This window comes from Streptomyces sp. NPDC029292, assembly GCF_055569295.1.
This window is the reverse complement of record NZ_JBVHXR010000003.1, coordinates 292,932-312,763: the sequence shown is the minus strand read 5'-3', so window position 1 is coordinate 312,763 and position 19,832 is coordinate 292,932. Positions and strand designations below refer to the sequence as shown.

The 19,832-nt window shown below is 72.3% G+C and carries 16 protein-coding genes; 8 read left to right on the top strand and 8 right to left on the bottom strand.

Translation table 11 applies throughout. The annotated features are described in order from the left end of the window. Positions 1-63 precede the first annotated feature (63 nt). From ACZ4WS_RS09620 to ACZ4WS_RS09600, 5 genes are all read right to left on the bottom strand, one after another. A complete protein-coding gene (locus ACZ4WS_RS09620) occupies positions 64-684 on the bottom strand; it encodes a GTP-binding protein (RefSeq protein ID WP_467978786.1) in 621 nt (206 codons plus the stop codon). Beyond that, complete coding sequence (locus ACZ4WS_RS09615; RefSeq protein ID WP_467978783.1) at positions 665-1,093, bottom strand: DUF742 domain-containing protein; 429 nt, start codon at positions 1,091-1,093, stop codon at positions 665-667. Before ACZ4WS_RS09615 ends, ACZ4WS_RS09620 begins: the two co-directional genes overlap by 20 nt. Next, positions 1,090-1,497 carry a roadblock/LC7 domain-containing protein gene (locus ACZ4WS_RS09610; RefSeq protein ID WP_358817141.1) on the bottom strand — a complete coding sequence of 136 codons (408 nt, stop codon included), beginning with the start codon at positions 1,495-1,497 and terminating at the stop codon, positions 1,090-1,092. Before ACZ4WS_RS09610 ends, ACZ4WS_RS09615 begins: the two co-directional genes overlap by 4 nt. Next, positions 1,494-3,083, bottom strand: coding sequence for an ATP-binding protein (locus ACZ4WS_RS09605; protein WP_467978781.1), 1,590 nt, complete (start codon positions 3,081-3,083; stop codon positions 1,494-1,496). Before ACZ4WS_RS09605 ends, ACZ4WS_RS09610 begins: the two co-directional genes overlap by 4 nt. Positions 3,084-3,398: 315 nt before the next feature. Continuing rightward, on the bottom strand, positions 3,399-4,025 hold the full coding sequence (locus ACZ4WS_RS09600; protein ID WP_467978779.1) for a TetR/AcrR family transcriptional regulator: 627 nt from the start codon (positions 4,023-4,025) through the stop codon (positions 3,399-3,401). 229 nt (positions 4,026-4,254) lie between these two features. Here ACZ4WS_RS09600 and ACZ4WS_RS09595 point away from each other — a divergent pair, with 229 nt between their 5' ends. The 6 genes from ACZ4WS_RS09595 to ACZ4WS_RS09570 all read left to right on the top strand — a co-directional run bounded on the left by ACZ4WS_RS09595 (position 4,255) and on the right by ACZ4WS_RS09570 (position 14,086). Then, on the top strand, positions 4,255-5,079 hold the full coding sequence (locus ACZ4WS_RS09595; protein WP_467978778.1) for an urea amidolyase associated protein UAAP1: 825 nt from the start codon (positions 4,255-4,257) through the stop codon (positions 5,077-5,079). Continuing rightward, positions 5,076-5,675 (top strand): urea amidolyase associated protein UAAP2, encoded by a 600-nt coding sequence (locus ACZ4WS_RS09590; protein ID WP_467978776.1) that lies wholly within the window; start codon positions 5,076-5,078, stop codon positions 5,673-5,675. Before ACZ4WS_RS09595 ends, ACZ4WS_RS09590 begins: the two co-directional genes overlap by 4 nt. Next, positions 5,672-9,193 carry a 5-oxoprolinase/urea amidolyase family protein gene (locus ACZ4WS_RS09585; protein WP_467978774.1) on the top strand — a complete coding sequence of 1,174 codons (3,522 nt, stop codon included), beginning with the start codon at positions 5,672-5,674 and terminating at the stop codon, positions 9,191-9,193. The genes ACZ4WS_RS09590 and ACZ4WS_RS09585 overlap by 4 nt, the downstream gene beginning before the upstream one ends. A 191-nt stretch (positions 9,194-9,384) precedes the next feature. Next, positions 9,385-11,064, top strand: a complete 1,680-nt coding sequence (gene atzF, locus ACZ4WS_RS09580) for an allophanate hydrolase (protein WP_467978772.1) — start codon at positions 9,385-9,387, stop codon at positions 11,062-11,064. Between the two features lie 85 nt (positions 11,065-11,149). Further along, on the top strand, positions 11,150-13,366 hold the full coding sequence (locus ACZ4WS_RS09575) for an MMPL family transporter (protein ID WP_467978771.1): 2,217 nt from the start codon (positions 11,150-11,152) through the stop codon (positions 13,364-13,366). A gap of 111 nt (positions 13,367-13,477) precedes the next feature. Then, complete coding sequence (locus ACZ4WS_RS09570; protein ID WP_467979257.1) at positions 13,478-14,086, top strand: response regulator transcription factor; 609 nt, start codon at positions 13,478-13,480, stop codon at positions 14,084-14,086. Between the two features lie 16 nt (positions 14,087-14,102). Here ACZ4WS_RS09570 and ACZ4WS_RS09565 read toward each other — a convergent pair whose 3' ends face one another. Next, entirely contained in the window at positions 14,103-15,287 is a 1,185-nt protein-coding gene (locus tag ACZ4WS_RS09565; protein WP_467978770.1) for a sensor histidine kinase, read from the bottom strand. A 224-nt stretch (positions 15,288-15,511) separates the two neighbouring features. Here ACZ4WS_RS09565 and ACZ4WS_RS09560 point away from each other — a divergent pair, with 224 nt between their 5' ends. Both ACZ4WS_RS09560 and ACZ4WS_RS09555 read left to right on the top strand, forming a co-directional pair. Beyond that, positions 15,512-16,357: an AfsR/SARP family transcriptional regulator gene (locus ACZ4WS_RS09560; RefSeq protein WP_467978768.1), complete on the top strand. Its 846-nt coding sequence runs from the start codon at positions 15,512-15,514 to the stop codon at positions 16,355-16,357. After that, positions 16,354-17,172, top strand: a complete 819-nt coding sequence (locus tag ACZ4WS_RS09555) for a thioesterase II family protein (RefSeq protein ID WP_467978767.1) — start codon at positions 16,354-16,356, stop codon at positions 17,170-17,172. The genes ACZ4WS_RS09560 and ACZ4WS_RS09555 overlap by 4 nt, the downstream gene beginning before the upstream one ends. A 299-nt stretch (positions 17,173-17,471) precedes the next feature. Here the strand turns inward: ACZ4WS_RS09555 and ACZ4WS_RS09550 are convergent, their stop codons facing one another. Further along, positions 17,472-18,338, bottom strand: a complete 867-nt coding sequence (locus ACZ4WS_RS09550; RefSeq protein ID WP_467978765.1) for an MFS transporter — start codon at positions 18,336-18,338, stop codon at positions 17,472-17,474. After that, the gene (locus ACZ4WS_RS09545; RefSeq protein ID WP_467978763.1) at positions 18,325-19,692 is read right to left on the bottom strand and encodes an FAD-dependent oxidoreductase; all 1,368 of its coding nucleotides are present in this window, start codon (positions 19,690-19,692) and stop codon (positions 18,325-18,327) included. Before ACZ4WS_RS09545 ends, ACZ4WS_RS09550 begins: the two co-directional genes overlap by 14 nt. Positions 19,693-19,832 lie beyond the last annotated feature (140 nt).

Here is a 19,832-nt window from a genome sequence, read left to right as displayed (position 1 = left end):
GGTGATCGCTCCGAAACTGAAGTGGATCCGGTGTGTGGGGAGTGGGCAGGTGGGGAGTACGGCTCAGGCGCGCGGCGAGGTCATCGCCAGCGAGTGCAGGAAGCGCATCAGCGTCATCAGCACGTCCCGGCTGGAGGCCCTGCGGCGCGCGTCGCACTGCACGATCGGGATCTCCGCGGAGAGGTCGAGCGCGGTGCGCAGGTCCTCGATCGGGTAGCCGGGCGCGTCCGGGAAGTCGTTTATGGCCACGACGAACGGCACACCGCGCTCCTCCAGGCGGCCGATCACGTCGAAGCTGACCTCCAGACGGCGGGTGTCGATCAGGACGACCGCGCCGAGCGCGCCCTCGAAGAGGCCGTTCCACAGGAACCAGAAGCGCTCCTGGCCGGGGGTGCCGAAGAGGTAGAGCACCAGCTGTTCCGTGATGCTGATGCGGCCGAAGTCCATGGCGACGGTGGTGGCCGTCTTGGTCTCCGAGCCGTAGTTGTCGTCGACGCCGATGCCGGCCTGCGTCATGGTCTCCTCGGTGGTCAGCGGCTTGATCTCGCTGACGGCACCCACCATGGTCGTCTTGCCGACCCCGAAGCCGCCCACGATCACGATCTTCACGGCGGCCTGCGCCGTGTGCGGCAGATGGTCCTCGGCGCGAGGGCCCGTGATCGTGTCAGAGCTTTTGAAGTCCATGCATCACCGCTTCGAGGAGGGAACGGTCGGGGAGCGCCGAGCGGACGATCGGGGCGCGCGCCTGTACCAGTTCGGCCGTCAGCAGCTCGGTGAGCAGGACGGTCACCACGCTGAACGGCAGATTGAGATAGGCCGAGAGCTCGGCCACGGACAGTGGGGCCTTGCAGAGCCGGAGCAGCACCGACTGCTCCGGCTGGGCGTTGGGGGGCGGCACGTCGGCGCGCGCCACGACTAACGTGACCAGGTCGAGGGCGGCGCGGTCGCCGTCCTCGCCCCCGCCGGTGAGCACGTACAAGCGCCCGGGGATCTTCGGGGCCTGTTCCTGGCCCTCGGGGGGAGGCGCCTCATTTTTGGGAGGGCCGGAGGGCTCTTCCTTGGGATAGCGCCGCCGGCGTTGCGGAGGAGTCATACGGTCTGGCCGTTGCGTCGCGGCGGACTTGTCAGATGGGCTCCAATCCGTACGACGAGGTCGCGCATGCGGTTGCTCATCAGTCCGGGCTCGGCGGTCTGGTTGGCGAGGACCGCGAGATAGGCGTTGGGTCCCGCCGACATCAGATAGAAGTAGCCGCCGTTGATCTCGATGATGACCATGCGCATCCGGCCGTCGCTGTTGGGGATCTCGCCGGCGACCGCTCCGGCCAGGCTCTGCAGGCCCGCGCAGGCCGCGGCGACACGGTCGGCGGCGTCGGGGTCGCCGCCGTAGCGGGCGATGCGCAGGCCGTCGGCGGAGAGCACCACGATCTGCTGGATGCCGGGTACGCCGTCGGCGAGCTCCTTGAGCATCCAGTCGAAGTTGGCTCGCTGCTGGATCACTTGAGGTCCCCCTCGTCGTCGGCCTCCACAGGGGCCGGCCGGTTGTCCGTACTGAACGCGTTCGGGTCCGGGTCGCCCTTGAGTCCGTTCATGAAGGCCTCGACCCACAGCCCGGGTTCGGGCTCCTTCTCCTCCGGGACGGGCTCGGGCGCCCACGCGGGCGCCGCTGCCGCGGCGGCCTCGGCCGCCTCCTCGGCGGCCCGTGCCTCGGCGATCCGCTGGCTGAGCGGGACCTTCACCCGGCTGCGGCGCTGCGGCAGGCCGTTGGCCGTCCATTCGGTGACCTCGGGGACGTCGTCCTCCTGGGAGCCGCCGAGCGGTGCGGGGATCCGGGGTCCGGTGGTCGGGCGGCGCCTCTTGGGCTTGCGCTTGGGGCCCTCGACTCCGCCGGTGTCCATGCTCGGTACGGCGGCGATACCGATGCCGTGCGCGAGGCCCGGGGCGGGGTCGGTGGTGAGCATGTCGCGCGGTACGACGAGGACGGCGCGGACACCGCCGTACGCCGACTGCCGGAGCGAGACCTGCAGGTTGTACATCTTCGACAGCCGGCCCACGACGGCCATGCCGAGCCGCGGGGTGGCGCCGAGGACGTCGAGGTCGACACCGGCCGCGGCCTGCCGGAGCAGGTCCTCGGCCTTTCCGCGGGCCTCCTCGCTGAGGCTGACGCCGCCGTCCTCGATCTCGATGGCGATGCCGGTCTGCACCTCGAGGGCGGTGACGTGCACCTTGGTGTGCGGCGGCGAGTAGCGCGTGGCGTTGTCGAGGAGTTCGGCGCAGGCGTGGATGAGCGGTTCGACGGATACGCCGTTGACGGCGACCTCGACGATGTTGTGCAGCTCGATGCGGCGGTACTCCAGGATCCGGGACATCGCGCCGCGCATCACGCTGAACAGCGGTACGGGCTCGGGCCATTGGCGTCCGGGGCGGCCGCCGCCGAGCACCGCGATGGAGTCGGCGAGGCGGCCGATCAGCGCGGTGCCGTGGTCGATGCGCAGGAGGTCGTCGAAGACCTCGGGGTTGCGCCCGTGGTCCTCCTCCATCTCGCGCAGTTCCTTGTTCTGCTGGTGGACGATCGCCTGGACGCGCCGGGCGATGTTGACGAAGGCGCGCTGCGCGGAGTCACGCATCGTCTCCTCGTGGTCCACGATCTTGAGCACCTTTTTCACCAAGTCGCGCTGCGACTGGGGAATTTCGCGGTGGTCCGGGTCGCCGTGACCGACGGTGCGAGCCGCCTCCGCGGGGGAGTCGCCGCCGCGCAGCTGGTCGAGCGCGGCGGGCAGGACTTCCTCGGTGAGGTGCACGATGTCCTGGTCGTGGGCGGCGATGCGCTGTTCCAGGTATGCGGTGCGGTGTGTGAGCTGGGTGCGCAGGTCGCGGGCGACGCGGCCACGGCGCACGGCTTCGGCGCCGATCGCGACGACCAGGAGCGTCGCGACGGCACCGCACCAGCCGACGGCGGCCCGGGCCTGCTCCGTCACCATGGCGACGGCGGCCCCGGTCGCCGCGGCCATCAGTATGGCCGGCAGCAACAGCACGCGCGCGTAGGGAAGTTCACGGCCACCGGGAGGCGATTGAACACTCACCATGTATGCCCTCTGAGACAAATCGGCTGGGGGTCGGGGAAGTTTGTGGGGGAAACGGCATGGATCCGCAGGGATCAAACTGAATCTTCGGAACTTTTGGGAACAAGCGCACGAATACACCTCAACTCGGTGCGCTGCGGGCGAGCTTAGTCCGACCGGATCATCGCTGTGTCATATTCAGCAAGCACCTGAAATCGCCCTCGCGACAGGAGTACCCTCGGCTCCATTTGCACGCTGAGGCTCCGTTCGCACACGGTGCGTCACGGCGTACGGGCATGCGGAAAGCACCCCTCTCAGGGGTGACTCGGCGACGGAAAGTCAGATTCCCGCGATGCGCAGGGCCGCGTCCGCGGTGGCCTCGGCGAACGCCGACACGGGCCGTTCCGGATCGGATCGGTGCACGAGGATCACACCCTCGATGAGACCGAACAGCAGATCCGTCCGCAGATCGAGTTCACTCTTGGCGAGTGCGCCACCCGCGGCCGTCGCGGCCAGCAACTGCCGGTAGGTGTCCTTGAGTTCGGCCCGTACGGCATGGAAGCCGGCGAAGCGCTCGGCGCGCACCTCGGGCAGCAGATAGAGCCCGCCGAGGTTGTACGGGCCACCGCAGAGCAGCTCCACGTCGGTGCGGCACAGCTCCCACAGCCGGTCCTCGGGCGGGGTCGCGTCGTCCGCGAGGAGCTCTCGGGCGAGGGCCAGCGAGGGCGTGACCGTGGACTCCAGGAGCTCGGCGAGCAGTTCCTCCTTGCCCGAGACGTAGTGGTACATGGACGCCTGGCGCATGCCCGCCCGCTCGGCGACGGCACGGGTGGTCGTGGCGGCGTATCCGCGTGTCGTGAACAACTCGGCGGCGGCGTGGCGCAGTTCGTCGCGCGGTGACAGACCGCTGTCCGGCCGCTGCGCGGCGCGCGGCCTGCCGACCCTTCGTCCAGCACCGGTTCCCATGCGTTCGATCCTCGCACACGGATCGCCCCGTAACGCGGCGCGGACCAGTGACGAGATACGGCTGGGCCGCGTGGGCGCGACCAGCGAGCGACGGCCCGCGACTCCCCACCCACGGCGGCCACCGTGAGGGATCGGTAACCGGACGGCAACGCACGGGACACGGCACCGACCCTCGTCGCTCCTAATTTCTGTCGAGCGACAGAAATCACCCGGAGCCGGAGGACTCGCGATGGCGACAGCGACCACATACGGAGCACGCGATCACGCCCGAGCCCAGGAGGGCACCCGCGCCGAGGCCATGCCCGTCGTCCCGGCGAGCGCCTGGCCGACGCCGCCCTGCGAGGCGGGCCACCTCGTGTGGGCGGAGACGGTGGCGGGCGGCAACTACACGCACAAGGTGCTGGCCCGCGGCACCGAGCTGCGGCTGACCGACCTGAGCGGCGACGCGTGCGCGCACCTCCTGCTGCACTCCGCCGACCGGCCCTGGGAGCGCCTGAACGTGGCGGACACGGTCAAGGTCCAGTGGAACGCCTACCTGCGCGAGGGGCAGTTGCTCCTCTCCGACCAGGGCCGGGTGCTGGCCTCGGTGATCGCCGACACCTCCGGACGGCACGACGCGCTGTGCGGCACCTCCACGCTCGTACGGAACACGCAGCGGTACGGGGACGGGACGCCGCAGTCCGCCTCCCCCGCCGGGCGCGAGCTGTTCAAGCTGGCCGCCGCCAAGAACGGGCTCGAGCCGCGCGATCTGCCGCCCTCGCTCTCCTTCTTCCAGGGCGTCGAGATACGCGACGACGGCTCCCTCGACTTCACCGGGTCGGCCGGTCCCGGCGGCAGCGTCACGCTGCGCGCCGAGCAGGACGTCACGGTGCTCGTCGCGAACGTGCCGCACCCGGCCGATCCCCGTACGGAGTACGTCAGCACCCCGCTGGAGGTGCTCGCCTGGCGCTCGGCGGCGACCGAGCCGGGCGACCCGCTGTGGGAGGCGACGCCCGAGGGCCGTCGCGCCTTCCTGAACACCACCGAGTTCCTTGCCGCGAGGGGGATCGCATGACCCGCGTCACTGTCCCGGCCCGGGCCGCCTGGTCGGCCGTCGTCCGCACCGGCGAGACGCTCACCATCACCGATCTGCACGGCAACCAGGCCGTCGACTGCCTGGTGTACGACGCCCACGACACGTCGGTCCGCTACAGCGCACCCGACACGATCCACGCGCAGGGCAACCTCTTCCTGACCACGGGCAGCGTGCTCATGTCGAACGAACACACCCCGCTGATGACAGTCGTCGAGGACGAGGTCGGCCGCCACGACACGGTCGGCGGCGCCTGCTCCAAGGAGTCGAACACGCTCCGGTACGGCCACCACACCTGGTCCCAGCACGCCTGCGTGGACAACTTCCTCGCCGAGGGCGCCAAGCACGGCCTCGGCAAGCGCGACCTCGTCTCGAACATCAACTGGTACATGAACGTGCCGGTCGAGAAGGACGGCACCCTCGGCATCGTCGACGGCATCTCGGCCCCGGGCCTGAAGCTGACGCTGCGCGCCGAGCGCGATGTGCTGGTGCTGGTCTCCAACTGCCCGCAGATCAACAACCCTTGCAACGGCTTCGAGCCGACGGCCGTGGAGATGACCATCGGGGCCCCGGAATGAGCTTTGACACCCTGCTGGTCGCCAACCGGGGCGAGATCGCGGTACGGATCATACGGACGGCACGCGAACTCGGCCTGCGTACCGTCGCCGTGTACTCCGACCCCGACCGCTCCGCACCCCACGTCCGGCTCGCCGACGAGGTGGTACGGCTGGGCCCCGCGCCCGCCAAGGAGTCGTACCTCGACGCCGACCTCGTCCTGAAGGCGGCCAAGGACACGGGTGCCGGGGCGATCCACCCCGGGTACGGTTTCCTCTCCGAGGATGCCGCCTTCGCCCGGCGCTGCGAGGACGCCGGAATCGTGTTCGTGGGGCCGACGCCGGAGCAGCTGGAGCTGTTCGGGGCGAAGCACACGGCGCGGGCCGCGGCGGAGGCGGCCGGGGTGCCATTGGCGCCGGGTACGGGGCTCCTCCCCGGTCTTCCGGAGGCCTTGGAGGCAGCCGACCGCATCGGCTATCCCGTCATGCTCAAGGCCACCGGCGGTGGCGGCGGCATCGGTATGTCGGCATGTCGATCGGCCGATGAGCTGACCGAGGCCTGGGAGCGCGTGCAGCGCGTCGCCGCGGCCTCCTTCTCCTCGGCCGGCGTCTTCCTGGAACGCCTCGTCGAACACGCCCGCCATGTCGAGGTGCAGGTCTTCGGCGACGGCCAGGGCCGCGTCGTCACCTTCGGCGACCGCGACTGCTCGCTCCAGCGCCGCAACCAGAAGGTGCTGGAGGAGGCTCCGGCGCCGGGGCTGCCCTCCCGCGTGCGCGACCAACTCGGCTCATCTGCACGTGACTTGTGCGCGTCGGTGGACTACCGCTCGGCCGGAACCGTGGAGTTCGTGTACGACGCCGCACGCGAAGAGGCGTACTTCCTGGAGGTCAACACCCGTCTCCAGGTGGAACACCCGGTCACCGAGGAGATCTACGGCGTCGACCTCGTCGCCTGGATGCTGCGGCTCGCGCGCGGGGAATCGGCTGTCGTACGGGACCCGGGGACGCCCCGCGGTCACGCCGTCGAGGCCCGTGTGTACGCCGAGGATCCCTCCCGCGAACACCGGCCGAGCGCGGGCCTGTTGACACGGGTCGAGTTCCCCGGCGGCGTCCGGGTGGACGGCTGGGTCGAGACGGGCACCGAGGTGACGACGTCGTACGACCCCATGCTCGCCAAGGTCATCGCGTACGGATCCGACCGGGCGCACGCGCTGGAGCGGCTCGACGAGGCGCTGGCCAGGACCCGGGTCGACGGGATCGAGACGAACCTCGGGCTGGTGCGGGCGGCCCTCGTGTCACCCTCCTTCCGGGCCGCGGACCACTCGACGGCGACGCTCGCGGACGTCTCGGACCCGACTCCTCGCATCGAGGTCGTCTCCGGCGGGACGCTCACCACCGTCCAGGACTGGCCGGGCCGCACCGGCTACTGGCAGGTGGGGGTGCCGCCGTGCGGTCCGATGGACGACCTGTCGTTCCGGTTGGGCAACCGGGCGCTCGGAAACGACGAGGGCGCGCCGGGGCTCGAATGCACCTTGCAGGGACCGACGTTGAGGTTCACGCACGCCACGACCGTGTGCGTCACGGGTGCTCCCGCGCCGGTCACCGTGGACGGTGCGGCGGTCGCGCAGTGGGAGCCGGTGACGGTGCCCGCGGGGGCCGCCCTGGAGGTCGGCGCACCCAGCGAGCACGGCCTGCGCACATACGTGCTCTTCGCGGGCGGGGGGCTGGACGTGCCGGCGTTCCTCGGCAGCGCGGCCACTTTCACCTTGGGCCGGTTCGGCGGACACGGGGGGCGGGCACTGCGGACCGGGGATGTGCTGCACGGCGGCTCGGTCGCTCCGGGTGCTCCGGGTGCTCCGGTAGCGGCTGCCGACCGGCCAGTCTTCGGCTCGAAGTGGCAGGTCGGCGCCCTCGAAGGCCCGCATGCCGCGCCCGAGTTCTTCACCGAGGACGACATCCACGACTTCTACGCCGCCGACTGGAAGGTCCACTTCAACTCGGCGCGCACGGGTGTCCGGCTGGTCGGGCCGAAGCCCCGCTGGGCGCGCACCGACGGCGGCGAGGCGGGCCTGCACCCGTCCAACATCCACGACACGCCCTACTCGGTCGGCGCGGTCGACTACACCGGCGACATGCCGGTGCTGCTCGGCCCGGACGGTCCCTCGCTCGGCGGCTTCGTCTGCCCGGCGACGGTCGTCAGCACGGAGCGCTGGAAGCTCGGCCAGTTCCGCCCCGGTGACACGGTGCGCTTCGCGCCGGTCGCCGACGACGGCTCGACGCGGGCCGCGATCGTGGACGGCGGGGTGCTCGCGCGGGACGGCGACGTGACGTACCGGCGCAGCGGCGACGACAACCTGCTGGTCGAATTCGGGCCCATGCAGCTGGACCTGGCCCTGCGGATGCGCGTACACGCGCTCATGGAGGCGGTGGCCGAGGCCGAGCTCGACGGCGTCACGGACCTCACGCCGGGCATCCGCTCCCTCCAGATCCAGACGGACCCGCGCCGGCTGCCGCAGCGCGAACTCCTCGCCACCGTAAGGGAAATCACGCGGGCCCTGCCGCCCAGCGACCAACTCGTCGTCCCCTCCCGCACGGTCCACCTCCCTCTCTCCTGGGACGACCCGGCGACCCGCGAGGCGATCGCCCGCTACATGGCGGGCGTCCGCGACGACGCGCCCTGGTGCCCGTGGAACATCGAGTTCATCCGCCGCGTGAACGGCCTGGACTCGGTGGACGAGGTGTACCGCACGGTCTTCGACGCCGAGTACCTCGTACTGGGCCTGGGCGACGTGTACTTGGGCGCGCCGGTCGCGACGCCGCTGGACCCCCGCCACCGACTGGTCACGACGAAGTACAACCCGGCACGCACCTGGACGGCCGAGAACTCGGTCGGCATCGGCGGGGCGTATCTGTGCATCTACGGCATGGAGGGGCCCGGCGGCTACCAGTTCGTCGGCCGTACGACCCAGGTGTGGTCGGGCTGGCAGCAGCGCGGCGCGTTCGAGCCGGGCTCGCCGTGGCTGCTGCGCTTCTTCGACCGCATCAAGTGGTACCCCGTCGACCCCGACGAGCTGCTCGACCTCCGCGCCGACATCACCTCCGGCCGGTTCGTCCCCCGGATCGAGGAGGGCGAGTTCTCTCTGGCCGCGTACGAGGCCTTCCTCGCCGAGAACGCCGACTCCATCGCGGAGTTCCGCGCCACCCAGGGCGCCGCCTTCTCCGCCGAGCGGGATGCCTGGGAGGCCGCGGGTGAGTTCGCCCGGGCGGAGGCCGCGTCCGCGCCTCCGGCTCCTGCGGCCGAGGTGATCGTCCCGGCGGGCGGCCGCCTGGTGGAGGCCGAATTCGCCGCGTCGGTATGGCAGTTGAACGTCAGCCCCGGCGACGAGGTGACCACCGGCCAGCCCCTCCTGGCCCTGGAGGCCATGAAGATGGAGTCCAGGGTCCCCGCCCCGATGGACGGCGTGGTCCAGGAGATCCTCGCCAAACCGGGCGATCAGGTGGAGGCGGGAACGGCACTGATCGTCCTGGCGCCGGTGGCCTGACAACCGGCGCCTGGTCTGCGGGCAGCAGTTTGGCGGGCCCGCAGATCCAGCAGTGACTTGAAACCCACCGGTGGTGTGTGGGCAGGCGTTCCGCAGGGCAATGGGGGTCCCCCCGCTCGAGCGAAGCCGAGAGTGGGGGAGGGCGGGCACACACCACCCACTGACCCGCAGTCGACGAACGAGGAGCACCGATGTCCACCTTGACCCGAGTCCACCTGGCCTACGCCCGCATCGATGCAGTCGACCGCCCCGAGGTCTGGATCGACCTGCGCCCCCAGGCGGAGGTCGAGGAGGAAGCGCGGGCCATCGACGAGCGCGTCGCCGCAGGCGAGCGACTCCCCCTCGCGGGCAAGCTGTTCGCGGCGAAGGGCAACATCGACGTGGCGGGCCTCCCGACCACCGCGGGCTGCCCGGCGTACGCGTACACCCCGGAGGGCGACGCCCCGGTCGTCGCCCGCCTCCGCGCCGCAGGCGCGATCGTCCTGGGCACGACGAACCTGGACCAGTTCGCCACGGGCCTGGTCGGCACCCGCTCCCCGCACGGCGCGGTCCGAGGCGCCCACGACCCGGCCAGGATCAGCGGCGGCTCCAGCTCGGGATCAGCCGTGGCCGTAGCCCTGGGAATCGTCGACTTCGCCCTCGGCACGGACACGGCCGGCTCGGGCCGCGTCCCCGCCGCCTTCAACGGCATCGTCGGCCTGAAGCCGACCCGCGGCCTGGTCCCGACGACCGGCGTCGTCCCCGCCTGCGCCTCGCTGGACTGCGTGACCGTGTTCGCCCGCACACTCCCGGAGGCCGAACAGGCCCTCGCGTACATGACGTCCCCGACCGGACGCGATCTCCCGGCACTCCCCCAGCGCACCCCGGGGCCCTGGCGGATCGCCGTCGCCCCGACAGCCCAGCTCGGAGAGCTGGACGAGGGCTGGGCGGAGGCGTACGAGGCGGCCGTGGCCCAACTGGCGGCGGCGGGCGCCGAGGTACGCACCCTCGACCTCACCCCGTTCACCGAGGCCGCCGCGATGCTCTACGAGGGCGCGTTCGTCGCCGAGCGCTACACCGCGGTGGGGAGCTTTGTCGACAAGTTGATCGCCGAGGGTGGTGATGGTCTGGACCCGACCGTAGCCGGGATCATCACCCGCGCCCGGGGCGTCCCGGCCCACCAGCTGTACGCCGACCAGGAACGCCTGGACGACCTCCGCACCCGGGCACTGACCCAACTCGCAGACGCGGACGCGCTGTTGCTGCCGACCACGCCCGGCCATCCCACGCTCGCCGAGGTCGCCGCCGACCCGCTGGGCGCCAACGCCCGCCTGGGCCGCTTCACCAACTCCACGAACCTCTTCGACCTGGCCGCCGTCGCCGTCCCCGGGGGCGGCGTGGCGGGACTGCCCTTCGGCGTGATGCTGATCGGCCCCGCGTTCACGGACGACCGCCTCGCCCGTATCGCCGCACTGCTCCAGCCGCAGCTCCGGATCGCCGTGGTCGGCGCACACCTGTCAGGCCAGCCACTGAACCCCCAGCTCCTCGCCCTGGGCGCCGAGTGGGAGCGTACGACCACGACGGCATCCGCCTACCGTCTGCACGCGCTGTCCACCACCCCGCCCAAGCCGGGCCTCGTCCACGTCGGCGCGGACGGCGCCGGGGGCGCCGCCGTCGAGGCCGAGGTGTGGCGGCTGCCCGCGGCGGGCCTCGGGCAGCTGCTCACCGCGCTGCCCCGGCCGATGACCCTGGGCCGGGTCGAGCTGGCCGACGGCAGTCACGTACCGGGCTTCCTGTGCGAGCCGTCCGCGCTCGAAGGCGCCGAGGACATCACGGCCTACGGCGGCTGGCGCGGCTACCTCCGAGCGCGGTCCGTGCAGCCGCCGCTTTAGCCGCTCCCGCGACCATCGGAGTCCGCACACCCTGCCCGCGCAACCAGCGAATCGCGCCACCAGGGAATCAGGGAGGACGACTCCGATGACCAGGATCCTCACCGCCCGCCCACGCCTCACCCTCCTATTGGTGCTGCTGCTCACCGCGCTCGCCGTCCTGCTGGGGCGGGGGGTCGCGGAGCGGCTCAGCAGCGGGGGTTCGCAGATACCGGGCTCCGAATCGACGTACGCCACCCGGCAGTTGGAGAAACGGTGGCCCGCGTCCCAGCCGAACCTGCTGCTGCTCGTCGCCACCGGCTCGAAGCAGGGTGTCGACGATCCCGCCGTGACCGCCGAAGCACGGGCGCTGGCAGGCGAGTTGAAGCGGGAACCCGGCGTCGGCGGCGTCGTCTCGTACTGGGACGGGCGTGACAAGGCGCTGCGCGCGCGGGACGGCGGTGAGGCGTTGATCACGGCGCATCTGCGCGGCGACGAGGACGCCGTCGACGACACCCTGAAGGCCCTGGAACCCCGGTACAGCGGTGAACACGGCGCTGGTGAACCCGGCGCCGTGGACATCCGGTTCGGAGGTCCGGCCGCCGTGCGGCACGCCTCGCAGGACGTGATCGCCGAGGATCTGGTGCGGGCCGAGATGATCGCGCTGCCGCTCACGCTCTTCCTGCTGGTGATCGTGTTCGGCAGCGCGGTCGCGGCGCTGCTGCCGCTGCTCGTGGGCATCGTGGCGATCCTCGGCACGAACGCGGTCCTGCGGCTCGTCACCGAGTTCACCGATGTCTCGGTGTACGCGCAGAACCTCACGACGGCGCTCGGCCTCGGGCTCGCCATCGACTATGCCCTGCTGATCGTGCGCCGCCACCGGGAGGAGCTGGCGGCGGGGCTCGATCCACCGGCGGCGGTGGCCGCGACGCTGCGGACGGCCGGCCGGACCGTGCTGTTCTCGGCCCTGACCGTCGCCGCCTGCCTGGCCTCGATGTTCGTGTTCCGGCAGTACTTCCTGCGGTCGTTCGCGTACGCGGGGATCGCCGTGGTCCTCATCGCGGCGGCGGCTTCGCTCATCGCGCTGCCCGCCGCGCTCGTCCTGCTCGGGCAGCGGGTGAACGCGCTGCGGCTGGCGCCGCGCAGGGTGCGCGGCGGGCAGCCGGGCGCCGGGTGGGGGCGGCTCGCGCGGCTCGTGATGCGGCGGGCCCCACTGTTCGTGGCGGGCACGGTCGCCCTCCTGGTCGCCCTCGGGCTGCCGTTCAAGGACGTGCGGTTCGGCACGGCGGACGACCGGCAGCTGCCCGAGTCGTCCGGGCCGCGCGTGGTGCAGCAGCATCTCAGGTCGGAGTTCCCCGGCAGTCCGGGCAGCGCGCTCACGGTGCTCACCGAGGGCCGGGAAGCGGGGCAACGCCAGGCCGTCGCCGACTACAGCCGCAGGGTGTCCGCACTGCCGCACGTCGTCCAAGTGACCGGCCCCGCGGGCCGGTTTGTGAAGGGAGCACGCGTCAGTGACGCTGCGGCACGGCAGGCCGGGTACCTCACCGTGCTGCACTCCGGCGAGGCCACCTCGCACGCCAGTCTGGATCTGGTGGGCGAGATCCGGTCGGTTCCGGCCCCCTTCCGCACCTCGGTGACGGGCCCCGCCGCGGTCCTCGCCGACACCCAGCACGGCACCGCGCAGCGCCTTCCGTGGGCGCTTTGCATCATCGCCGGTGCGACGCTCGTGCTGGTGTTCCTGTTCACCGGCAGCGTGCTGCTCCCCGTACTCGCGATCCTCCTCAACGCCCTGAGCCTGACCGCCATGTTCGGGGCGATGGTGTGGGTCTTCCAGCAGGGACACCTGGCCGGACCGCTCGGCTTCACGCCCACCGGGGACATCGAGACGGCTCTTCCCGTGCTGATGTTCTGCGTGGCGTTCGGGCTCTCCATGGACTACGGCGTGTTCCTGATCTCCCGTATCAAGGAGGAGTACGAGGCCGGGGGCGACCACCGGGCCGCGATCGCGGACGGCATCCGGCGCACCGGCGGGCTCATCACGGCGGCGGCGCTGATCCTGGCCGTCGTGATGACGGCGATCGGCACCTCACGGGTCACGAACATCAAGATGCTCGGGCTCGGCGTGGGGCTCGCGGTGCTGATGGACGCCATGGTCGTACGGAGTCTGCTGGTGCCCGCCGTCCTCCGCCTCACCGGGCGGGCCACCTGGTGGGCTCCTGGGCCGCTGCGGCGGCTGCACCGGCGGGCGGGAATGGCCGAAACCTCCACGGACGACCGGCCGTTGAGCACTCCCTCACCGGTCGGCTCCGTTCGTGGCCGAGCGTGATCACCTTCCGATCCTCCGCCACAAATGCATCACAAAACAGTCATATGACGGGGATACACTCCCGGCCACGTGGGACTGCGGTCTGCCGTTCGCGTGAGCCTTGGGGGCGGGTTGATACGGATTCTGCTGGCCGAGGACGTCTCGATGGTCCGCGGTGCCCTCGTGGCGCTCCTCAATCTGGAGCCCGACCTGGAGGTGGTCTCCGAGGTCGAATCCGGGGACGCGGTGCTCGAGGCCGCGCTCGCCACACGGCCCGACGTCGCGGTCATCGACCTCGACCTGCCCCGCACCGACGGGATCACGGCGGCGGCGCAGCTGCACGAGAACCTGCCCGGCTGCCGCACCGTCATCCTCACGAGCCTCGGCAAGCCGGGCACGCTGCGCCGGGCGCTCGCCGTGCGGGTCACCGGGTTCGTCCTCAAGGACTCGCCCGCCTCGTACCTCGCCGAGGTCGTGCGCAAGGCCGCCACCGGGGAGCGGGTCGTCGACCCGGAACTGGCGCTCTCCGCGTTCTCCGACGGGGAGTCGCCGCTGACCGAACGAGAGACGGAGATCCTGCGCCTGGCCGCGCGGGGCGCCGACGCGTCGGAGATCGCGCAGGCGCTGCACCTGTCGGTGGGCACCGTGCGGAACTATCTGACCTCCGTGGTCATGAAGTTGAACGCGCGCAACCGCGTGGACGCGGTACGCATCGCGCGGGAGTCGGGCTGGCTCCTGTAGCGCCGCTCCCCCGGCGTCACCGCAGGTGGGACGGCGCCTCCGCCACCACCCGGTACCAGCCGCGGTCGTCGGTGTCCACGGTGAGCCGGCCGCCGATCGCCGCGAGCCGTTCGGCGAGGTTGGCGAGGCCTCCCCTGCCACCGGCGTCTCCCGGGACTCCGGTATGGAGCAGGCAGGGGCGCGAAGGACCGGAACCCGCACCGTCGTTGGTGAGGGTGAGGCGGACGAAGCCGTCGTCGGTGCGCCGGGTCTCGATGCGGCACTCGGTGGCCTTGCTGTGCCGGACGATGTTGGTGACGCCCTCGCGCAGCACCGTGGCGAGGACCGTGCCCACGGGTCCCTGGCTCTCGCAGCGCAGATCCACGCTCGCGCGGATGTCGGCCGCGGTGAGCAGCGAGCGGGCCGACTCGGCCTCCACGGACAGCGACAGGTCGCGGTACCCGCGGGCGACGGTCCGTACGTCGGAGAGCGCCTGCCGGGCCACCACGAGCAGGCCGTCGAGCTCCTCGCGGGACCGCTCGGGATGCCGGCGCACCAGTCGCTGCGCCAGATCACCCTTGAGCGTGATGGCGGAGAGGCTGTAACCGAGCAGGTCGTGCAGATCGCGGGCGTAGCGGCGGCGCTCCTGCTCGACGGCCCGCCAGGCCAGTGTCTCGCGCTCCTCCCGCGCGGCCGAGGCCAGTTGGGCCAGGTGCCCCGTGCCGTACGCGACGAGGGCCACCACCGCGGTGGACCAGCCCGCGTACAGCCACCGCGCGGGGTCCGCGCCCTCCCCGAACGCGGCCGCGCACACGCCCGCGACGGCGAGCCCGGCGAGCACCCGGCCCGCGCGCGACGAGACGGTCAGCAGTAGCGAGCCGGTGAAGTAACCGGCCATGCCGGGCCACACGGTCCCCGTCGCCACCGCGGGCAGGAAGCCGAGGACGCCCTGCGCCGTGAGCGTCAGGCCGCGGCGGGGTCCGCGCGCCCCGTCCCGGACGGGCAGGCTGTGCAGCAGGTGCAGGGCGTACGTCCCCAGGTGCGCGCCCACCGCGACGGCGGCCGCGGCAGTTCCCGGGCGCTCGGCGGCGATGGCGAGCAGGCCCAGGGGCAGGAACACGGCGCTGCTCAGGAGCGCGACGCGTCCGGCACGCCTCGGTACGAGCCCCCCGTGGACCGGGTGCGCCAACGCGCCGGGCGGCAGTTCAGCCGTTCCGGACATCGACTCCCTCCAGAGTCTGCCCTGCTCTCCATGTCTGGACGGGCGGGATGCTAGGCGCAACGGGGGCCCGCCCGACAGTGGGCATCTGTAACCCCCCTGTCGTACGCCGTGCCGGGTATGACAGATTCATACCGACTTCGTGCCGCGGTCACTGGCGCCCGCCGCGCACCCCCTGCGAACGTCGACAGAGCATTCATATGCCTTATCAGCAGGGGGGACGAGTGATGGAGATCGCCGTACTCGGACCGCTCAGCGCACGCCTGGGGCAGGCGTCGGTCGTGCCGAGCGCCGCAAAACCACGCAAGGTCCTGGCGCTGCTCGCGCTCAACTGTGGCTGTCCGGTGAGTGTTTCGTTGCTGGTCGACGAGTTGTGGGGGGACCGGCCGCCGCGTTCGGCCCAGGCCACGCTCCATACGTATGTGAAACAGCTCAGGCGGCTGATCGGGGAGGCGCTCGGACCCGACGCCCCGGGAGGTCCCCGGGATGTGCTGTGCCGCGTCCCGGGAGGCTATCTCCTCGACGTCCCGGCGCAGGCCACGGACGCCGCCCACTTCGAACGGCTCGCCTCGGCGGGCCGTTCCGCGCTGGAGCGGGGCGCGGACGACGAGGGATCCGCGTTCCTGGTCCGGGCGTTGCGCCTGTGGCGGGGGCCCGCTCTCGGCGATATGACACCGGGTTTCGTGCTGCGGGCCGAGGTGCTGCGCCTGGAGGAGCTGCGCATGGCGGCCCGGGAGGAACGCTTCGACGCCGAGCTGCGGCTCGGCCGTCATCGGGCGCTCCTCGGTGAACTCACCTCGCTGACCGCGTGGTTCCCGCTGCACGAGACCCTGCATGCTCAGCTGATGCTCGCCCTGCACCGCAGTGGCCGCTCCTGGCAGGCCCTGGAGACGTTCCGCGCGCTGCGCCGGACACTCGCGGACGAGCTGGGACTCCAACCGTCTCTGCGAGTACGGGAGTTGCACGAGGCGATATTGCGGGGTGACCCCGCTCTGGAGACCGGCGGGCCCGTCACGTCGGCCGGCGGCGGGGTGGCGTCACCCGCGGCCCCGCGGCTGCTGGTCGTGCGGTGACGGCGTACCTCTCACGGTCGCCGCGGACCGGTGCGGCCGCGCGGCTGCTCTGCTTCCCGTACGCGGGCGGGGGCGCGTCCGCGTACGCCCGCTGGGAGCGGGGGCTCGCGGGACGCGGCGCGGCGGTGGACGTGCTGCCGGTGCGGCTGCCCGGACGCGAGGGACGCACCGAGGAGCCCCGCCACACCGACCTCACCGCGCTGGTCGCCGAGTTGGACTCGGAGCTCGGACCGGCCCTCGACAAGGGGCCGCCGGTCCTCCTGTACGGGCACAGTATGGGGGCGCTCCTGGCGTACGAGCTGATCCAGCGCCGCCAATCACACGGTGCCCGCCTCCCTGGCGCCGCGCTCCTCGCCGCCTGCCGTGCCCCGCAGCTGCCCCCGCCACGCATCGGCACGCCCGACGCTTCCGACGAGGACCTGGCACGGGAACTCGCCGCGCTCGGCGGGCTTCCCCCCGCGCTGCTCGGCCACCCGGAGTGGCTCCTGGCGCTGCTGCCGGTCGTGCGGGACGACCTGCGACTGTGCGCGGGCGCGGGTGGGGTCGCCGACCCCGTCGAGGTGCCACTCCACCTGTTCGCCGGCGAAGCGGACACGCTGGCACCACGCACCCACGTCGCGGCCTGGCGCCACTGCGCGACCCAAGGCTGGGACCTGCGAACCGTACCCGGCGGCCACTTCTTCCTGCGCACCCACGAGTCGGCCCTGCTCGACGCGGTGGCGGGGGTGGTACGGCGGTATGTTCCGCAGCCGCGTCGCGTGGGGCGGGGGCGAGAGTCGGCTGCTGGCACGGGGGGAGCGGCTGGGGGGTCGTGAGGCTGCCGCCACCCCGGCGGTACGTCACACCGCCGCACCCCGCCGGGCCTCACCACGCAGCCGCCGGACGCCGCCATCTCCTCGGGCGAAAGCGCCCAGACCGCAGTAATAAAGCCCGTCGTCACCATGGCGGAGCGGCCGGAGACCGCCGCCGCCACAGCGCTACGCCACGCCGCCGCACCCACGAACAGCATCGCGCAGGCACCAGCCGCAGCCCCTCCTCGCGCGAAAGCGCCGGGACCGCCGCCCAACCCGCCGCCACCGCAACGGCATCCGCACTGCGCGCCTCGCGCTTCTCCTCACGCTGCCGCGTCCCGAACAGCGCGCCTCTCCGCGTCTCGCGCAACGGACGCCGCAGGTTGCCGCGTTCGTGCGCGGAGCAGGCGGATTGTGGTGAGGCCGCCCGCGGCGGCGAGGGGCACGTCGGCCCAGAAGGTCCAACGCCAGTACTGGGCGGGCACGTTGGCCCCGGCGCAGAGGCCTGCGGTCAGGCCCGCGACGAGGACGGCGTTCCAGACCGCGAGCAACCGGTCCGTGCGGGCCGGGAGGACGAGCAGCGCGGCGGCCGTCAGGGCGGCGGCCCCGGCGCCCTGGGCCGCGCGCAGCGCGAGGAAGGCTTCGGCGCCGGACACCAGGGTGCAGGCCACGGACGCCTGCGCGAACAGCCAGAGTCCGATGATCAGGACCACCAGGGGGCCCGTACGCCGGCCGACTCGCCGCGCAGGCAGCACGAGCGCGCCGAGCGCGACGACGTAGACGACGACGCTCCACGGCAGCCAGGTGCCGGGCAGCCCGTTCGCGGCGCGCAGCTCGGGCCCGAGGACGGCCGCGACGGCACCGGCGGCGGCGATGACGAGCTGGTGCAGGGCGAGGGCGCCGAGCAGCAGCCCGGGGCGATCCGGGCGGCCGGTGGGCGCGAGGCGCAGCCCCGGCCGGGTGCGCCGTGCCACGCCCCGGTCGCTCTGGTCCGCGTCCTCGGGCGTCCGTACACAGCGGCCCGCACCCTCGGACATCCGCTCACCCCGGTCCGCCTCCTCAGACGCCCGAACACAGCGGCCCGCACCCTCGGACATCCGCTCACCCCGGTCCGCGTCCTCGGGCGTCACGGCAGCCGACCCGCCGGATCCGGCCCGGCCCCCGTCTCCGCGCCCCTCAACCCCGGACATCCTGCTGCACCTTGGCGATCCGCTCCCCCGGCTCCTGGAGCTGGAAGTACGCGCCCGCGAGGACCCGGCGGGTGAGGAACTCGCTGTGGTCGACCGCGCGGTACAGCGTGCGGCGCCAGGCTCCGCCGAGTCGGCCGCCGAGCGAGAAGAGGCGCTCCTGGCGGAGCTGGAGGGAGCGGGAGCGGGCCACGGAGGACTCGCGGGTGCGCTGGAAGCGATCGGTCGCCTCGGTGACGGCGGCGGGCCCTTCGGGCAGGGCCTGTTCGAGAAGCGGCGCCAGGGTGACGGCGTCGATGATGGCGTGGTTGACGCCCTGGCCGAGGATCGGCGTGAGGGTGTGGGCCGCGTCCCCGACGAGCACCAGGCCGGGTGCCGACCAGCGCGGCACGACGGTCGTGAAGATGTCCAGCATCGACGTGTCCGACCAGCCGCGGATGTGCGCCCGGACGGTGTCCGAGAGCTCGGGAGCGAGCAGGTCGAGGCGCCGGTGCAGCAGCGGCAGGCCGTCCCGGCGGATCTCCTTGAGGCCGCCCTTGGGGATGTTGAAGCCGACGCGGACACTGTCGGGCCGGGTCGGGATGAACAGTCCGTGATGGTCGCCGCGGATGCGGATCCTATACGTGCGGTCGTCCCAACTGCCGTACGGGAAGGGCAGCTTGAGCCAGATGACGTCCCGCTCGAGCGGAACCGTGCGCGCGGTCAGGCCGGACATCTCGCGCACCTTGCTGAAGCGGCCGTCCGCGCCGACGGTGAGCGCGGCCCTGATCGTCGTCTCGCCGTCTGAGGTGCGGGCCCGCACACCGGTCACGCGGCCCTCGCCGTCGCGCAGCAGCTCCGTGGCCGTGGCGCCCTGGAGCAGGGTGAACCCGGAGTGCTCGGCGCCCGCCTCGGCGAGCGTGGCGAGCAGGGAGTGCTGCGGAAGCTCCACCGGGAAGGGGTGCGGATAACGGAAGCGGTCGAATTCGGCGGCGAGCACGGTGTGCCCCGAGTCGACGATCTCCATGCGCCGCATCTGGACGTACGCGCCGTCAAGCCGGTCGAGGATGCCGAGCCGGTCGAGGAGCCACACCGAGTCCGGTGACACGGACTCGCCACGGAACGAGCGGTTGAAGTGCCGCGACGTCTCCAGCACGACGACCGACACCGAACGCCGGGCGAGCTCCACGGCGAGCGTGAGCCCGGCGGGCCCACCGCCGACCACGCACACCTGGGCCCGCAGCTCGCGAGGTGCCCCGCCAGGGCCGCTGGTCACTCCTTGCGGCTGCCGCGAGCCCCCCTCCGCTCCGCCGGTCACGCCTTGCGGCTCCCGCGAGCCCGCCTCCAGATCACCGGTCACCCCTCGCAGGTCGTCCATCGTCCCGCCCTCCGCTCTCCGGCTCGGTCACTCCGGGCCTTGCACCGCCCCCAGACCCTCCGCCCCCGCGCTTGCGCGCCCCTTGCGCCGCCCTCCCCCGCACAAGGGACCGTTAAGGAGCCGCCCGCACGCTCCCTGCC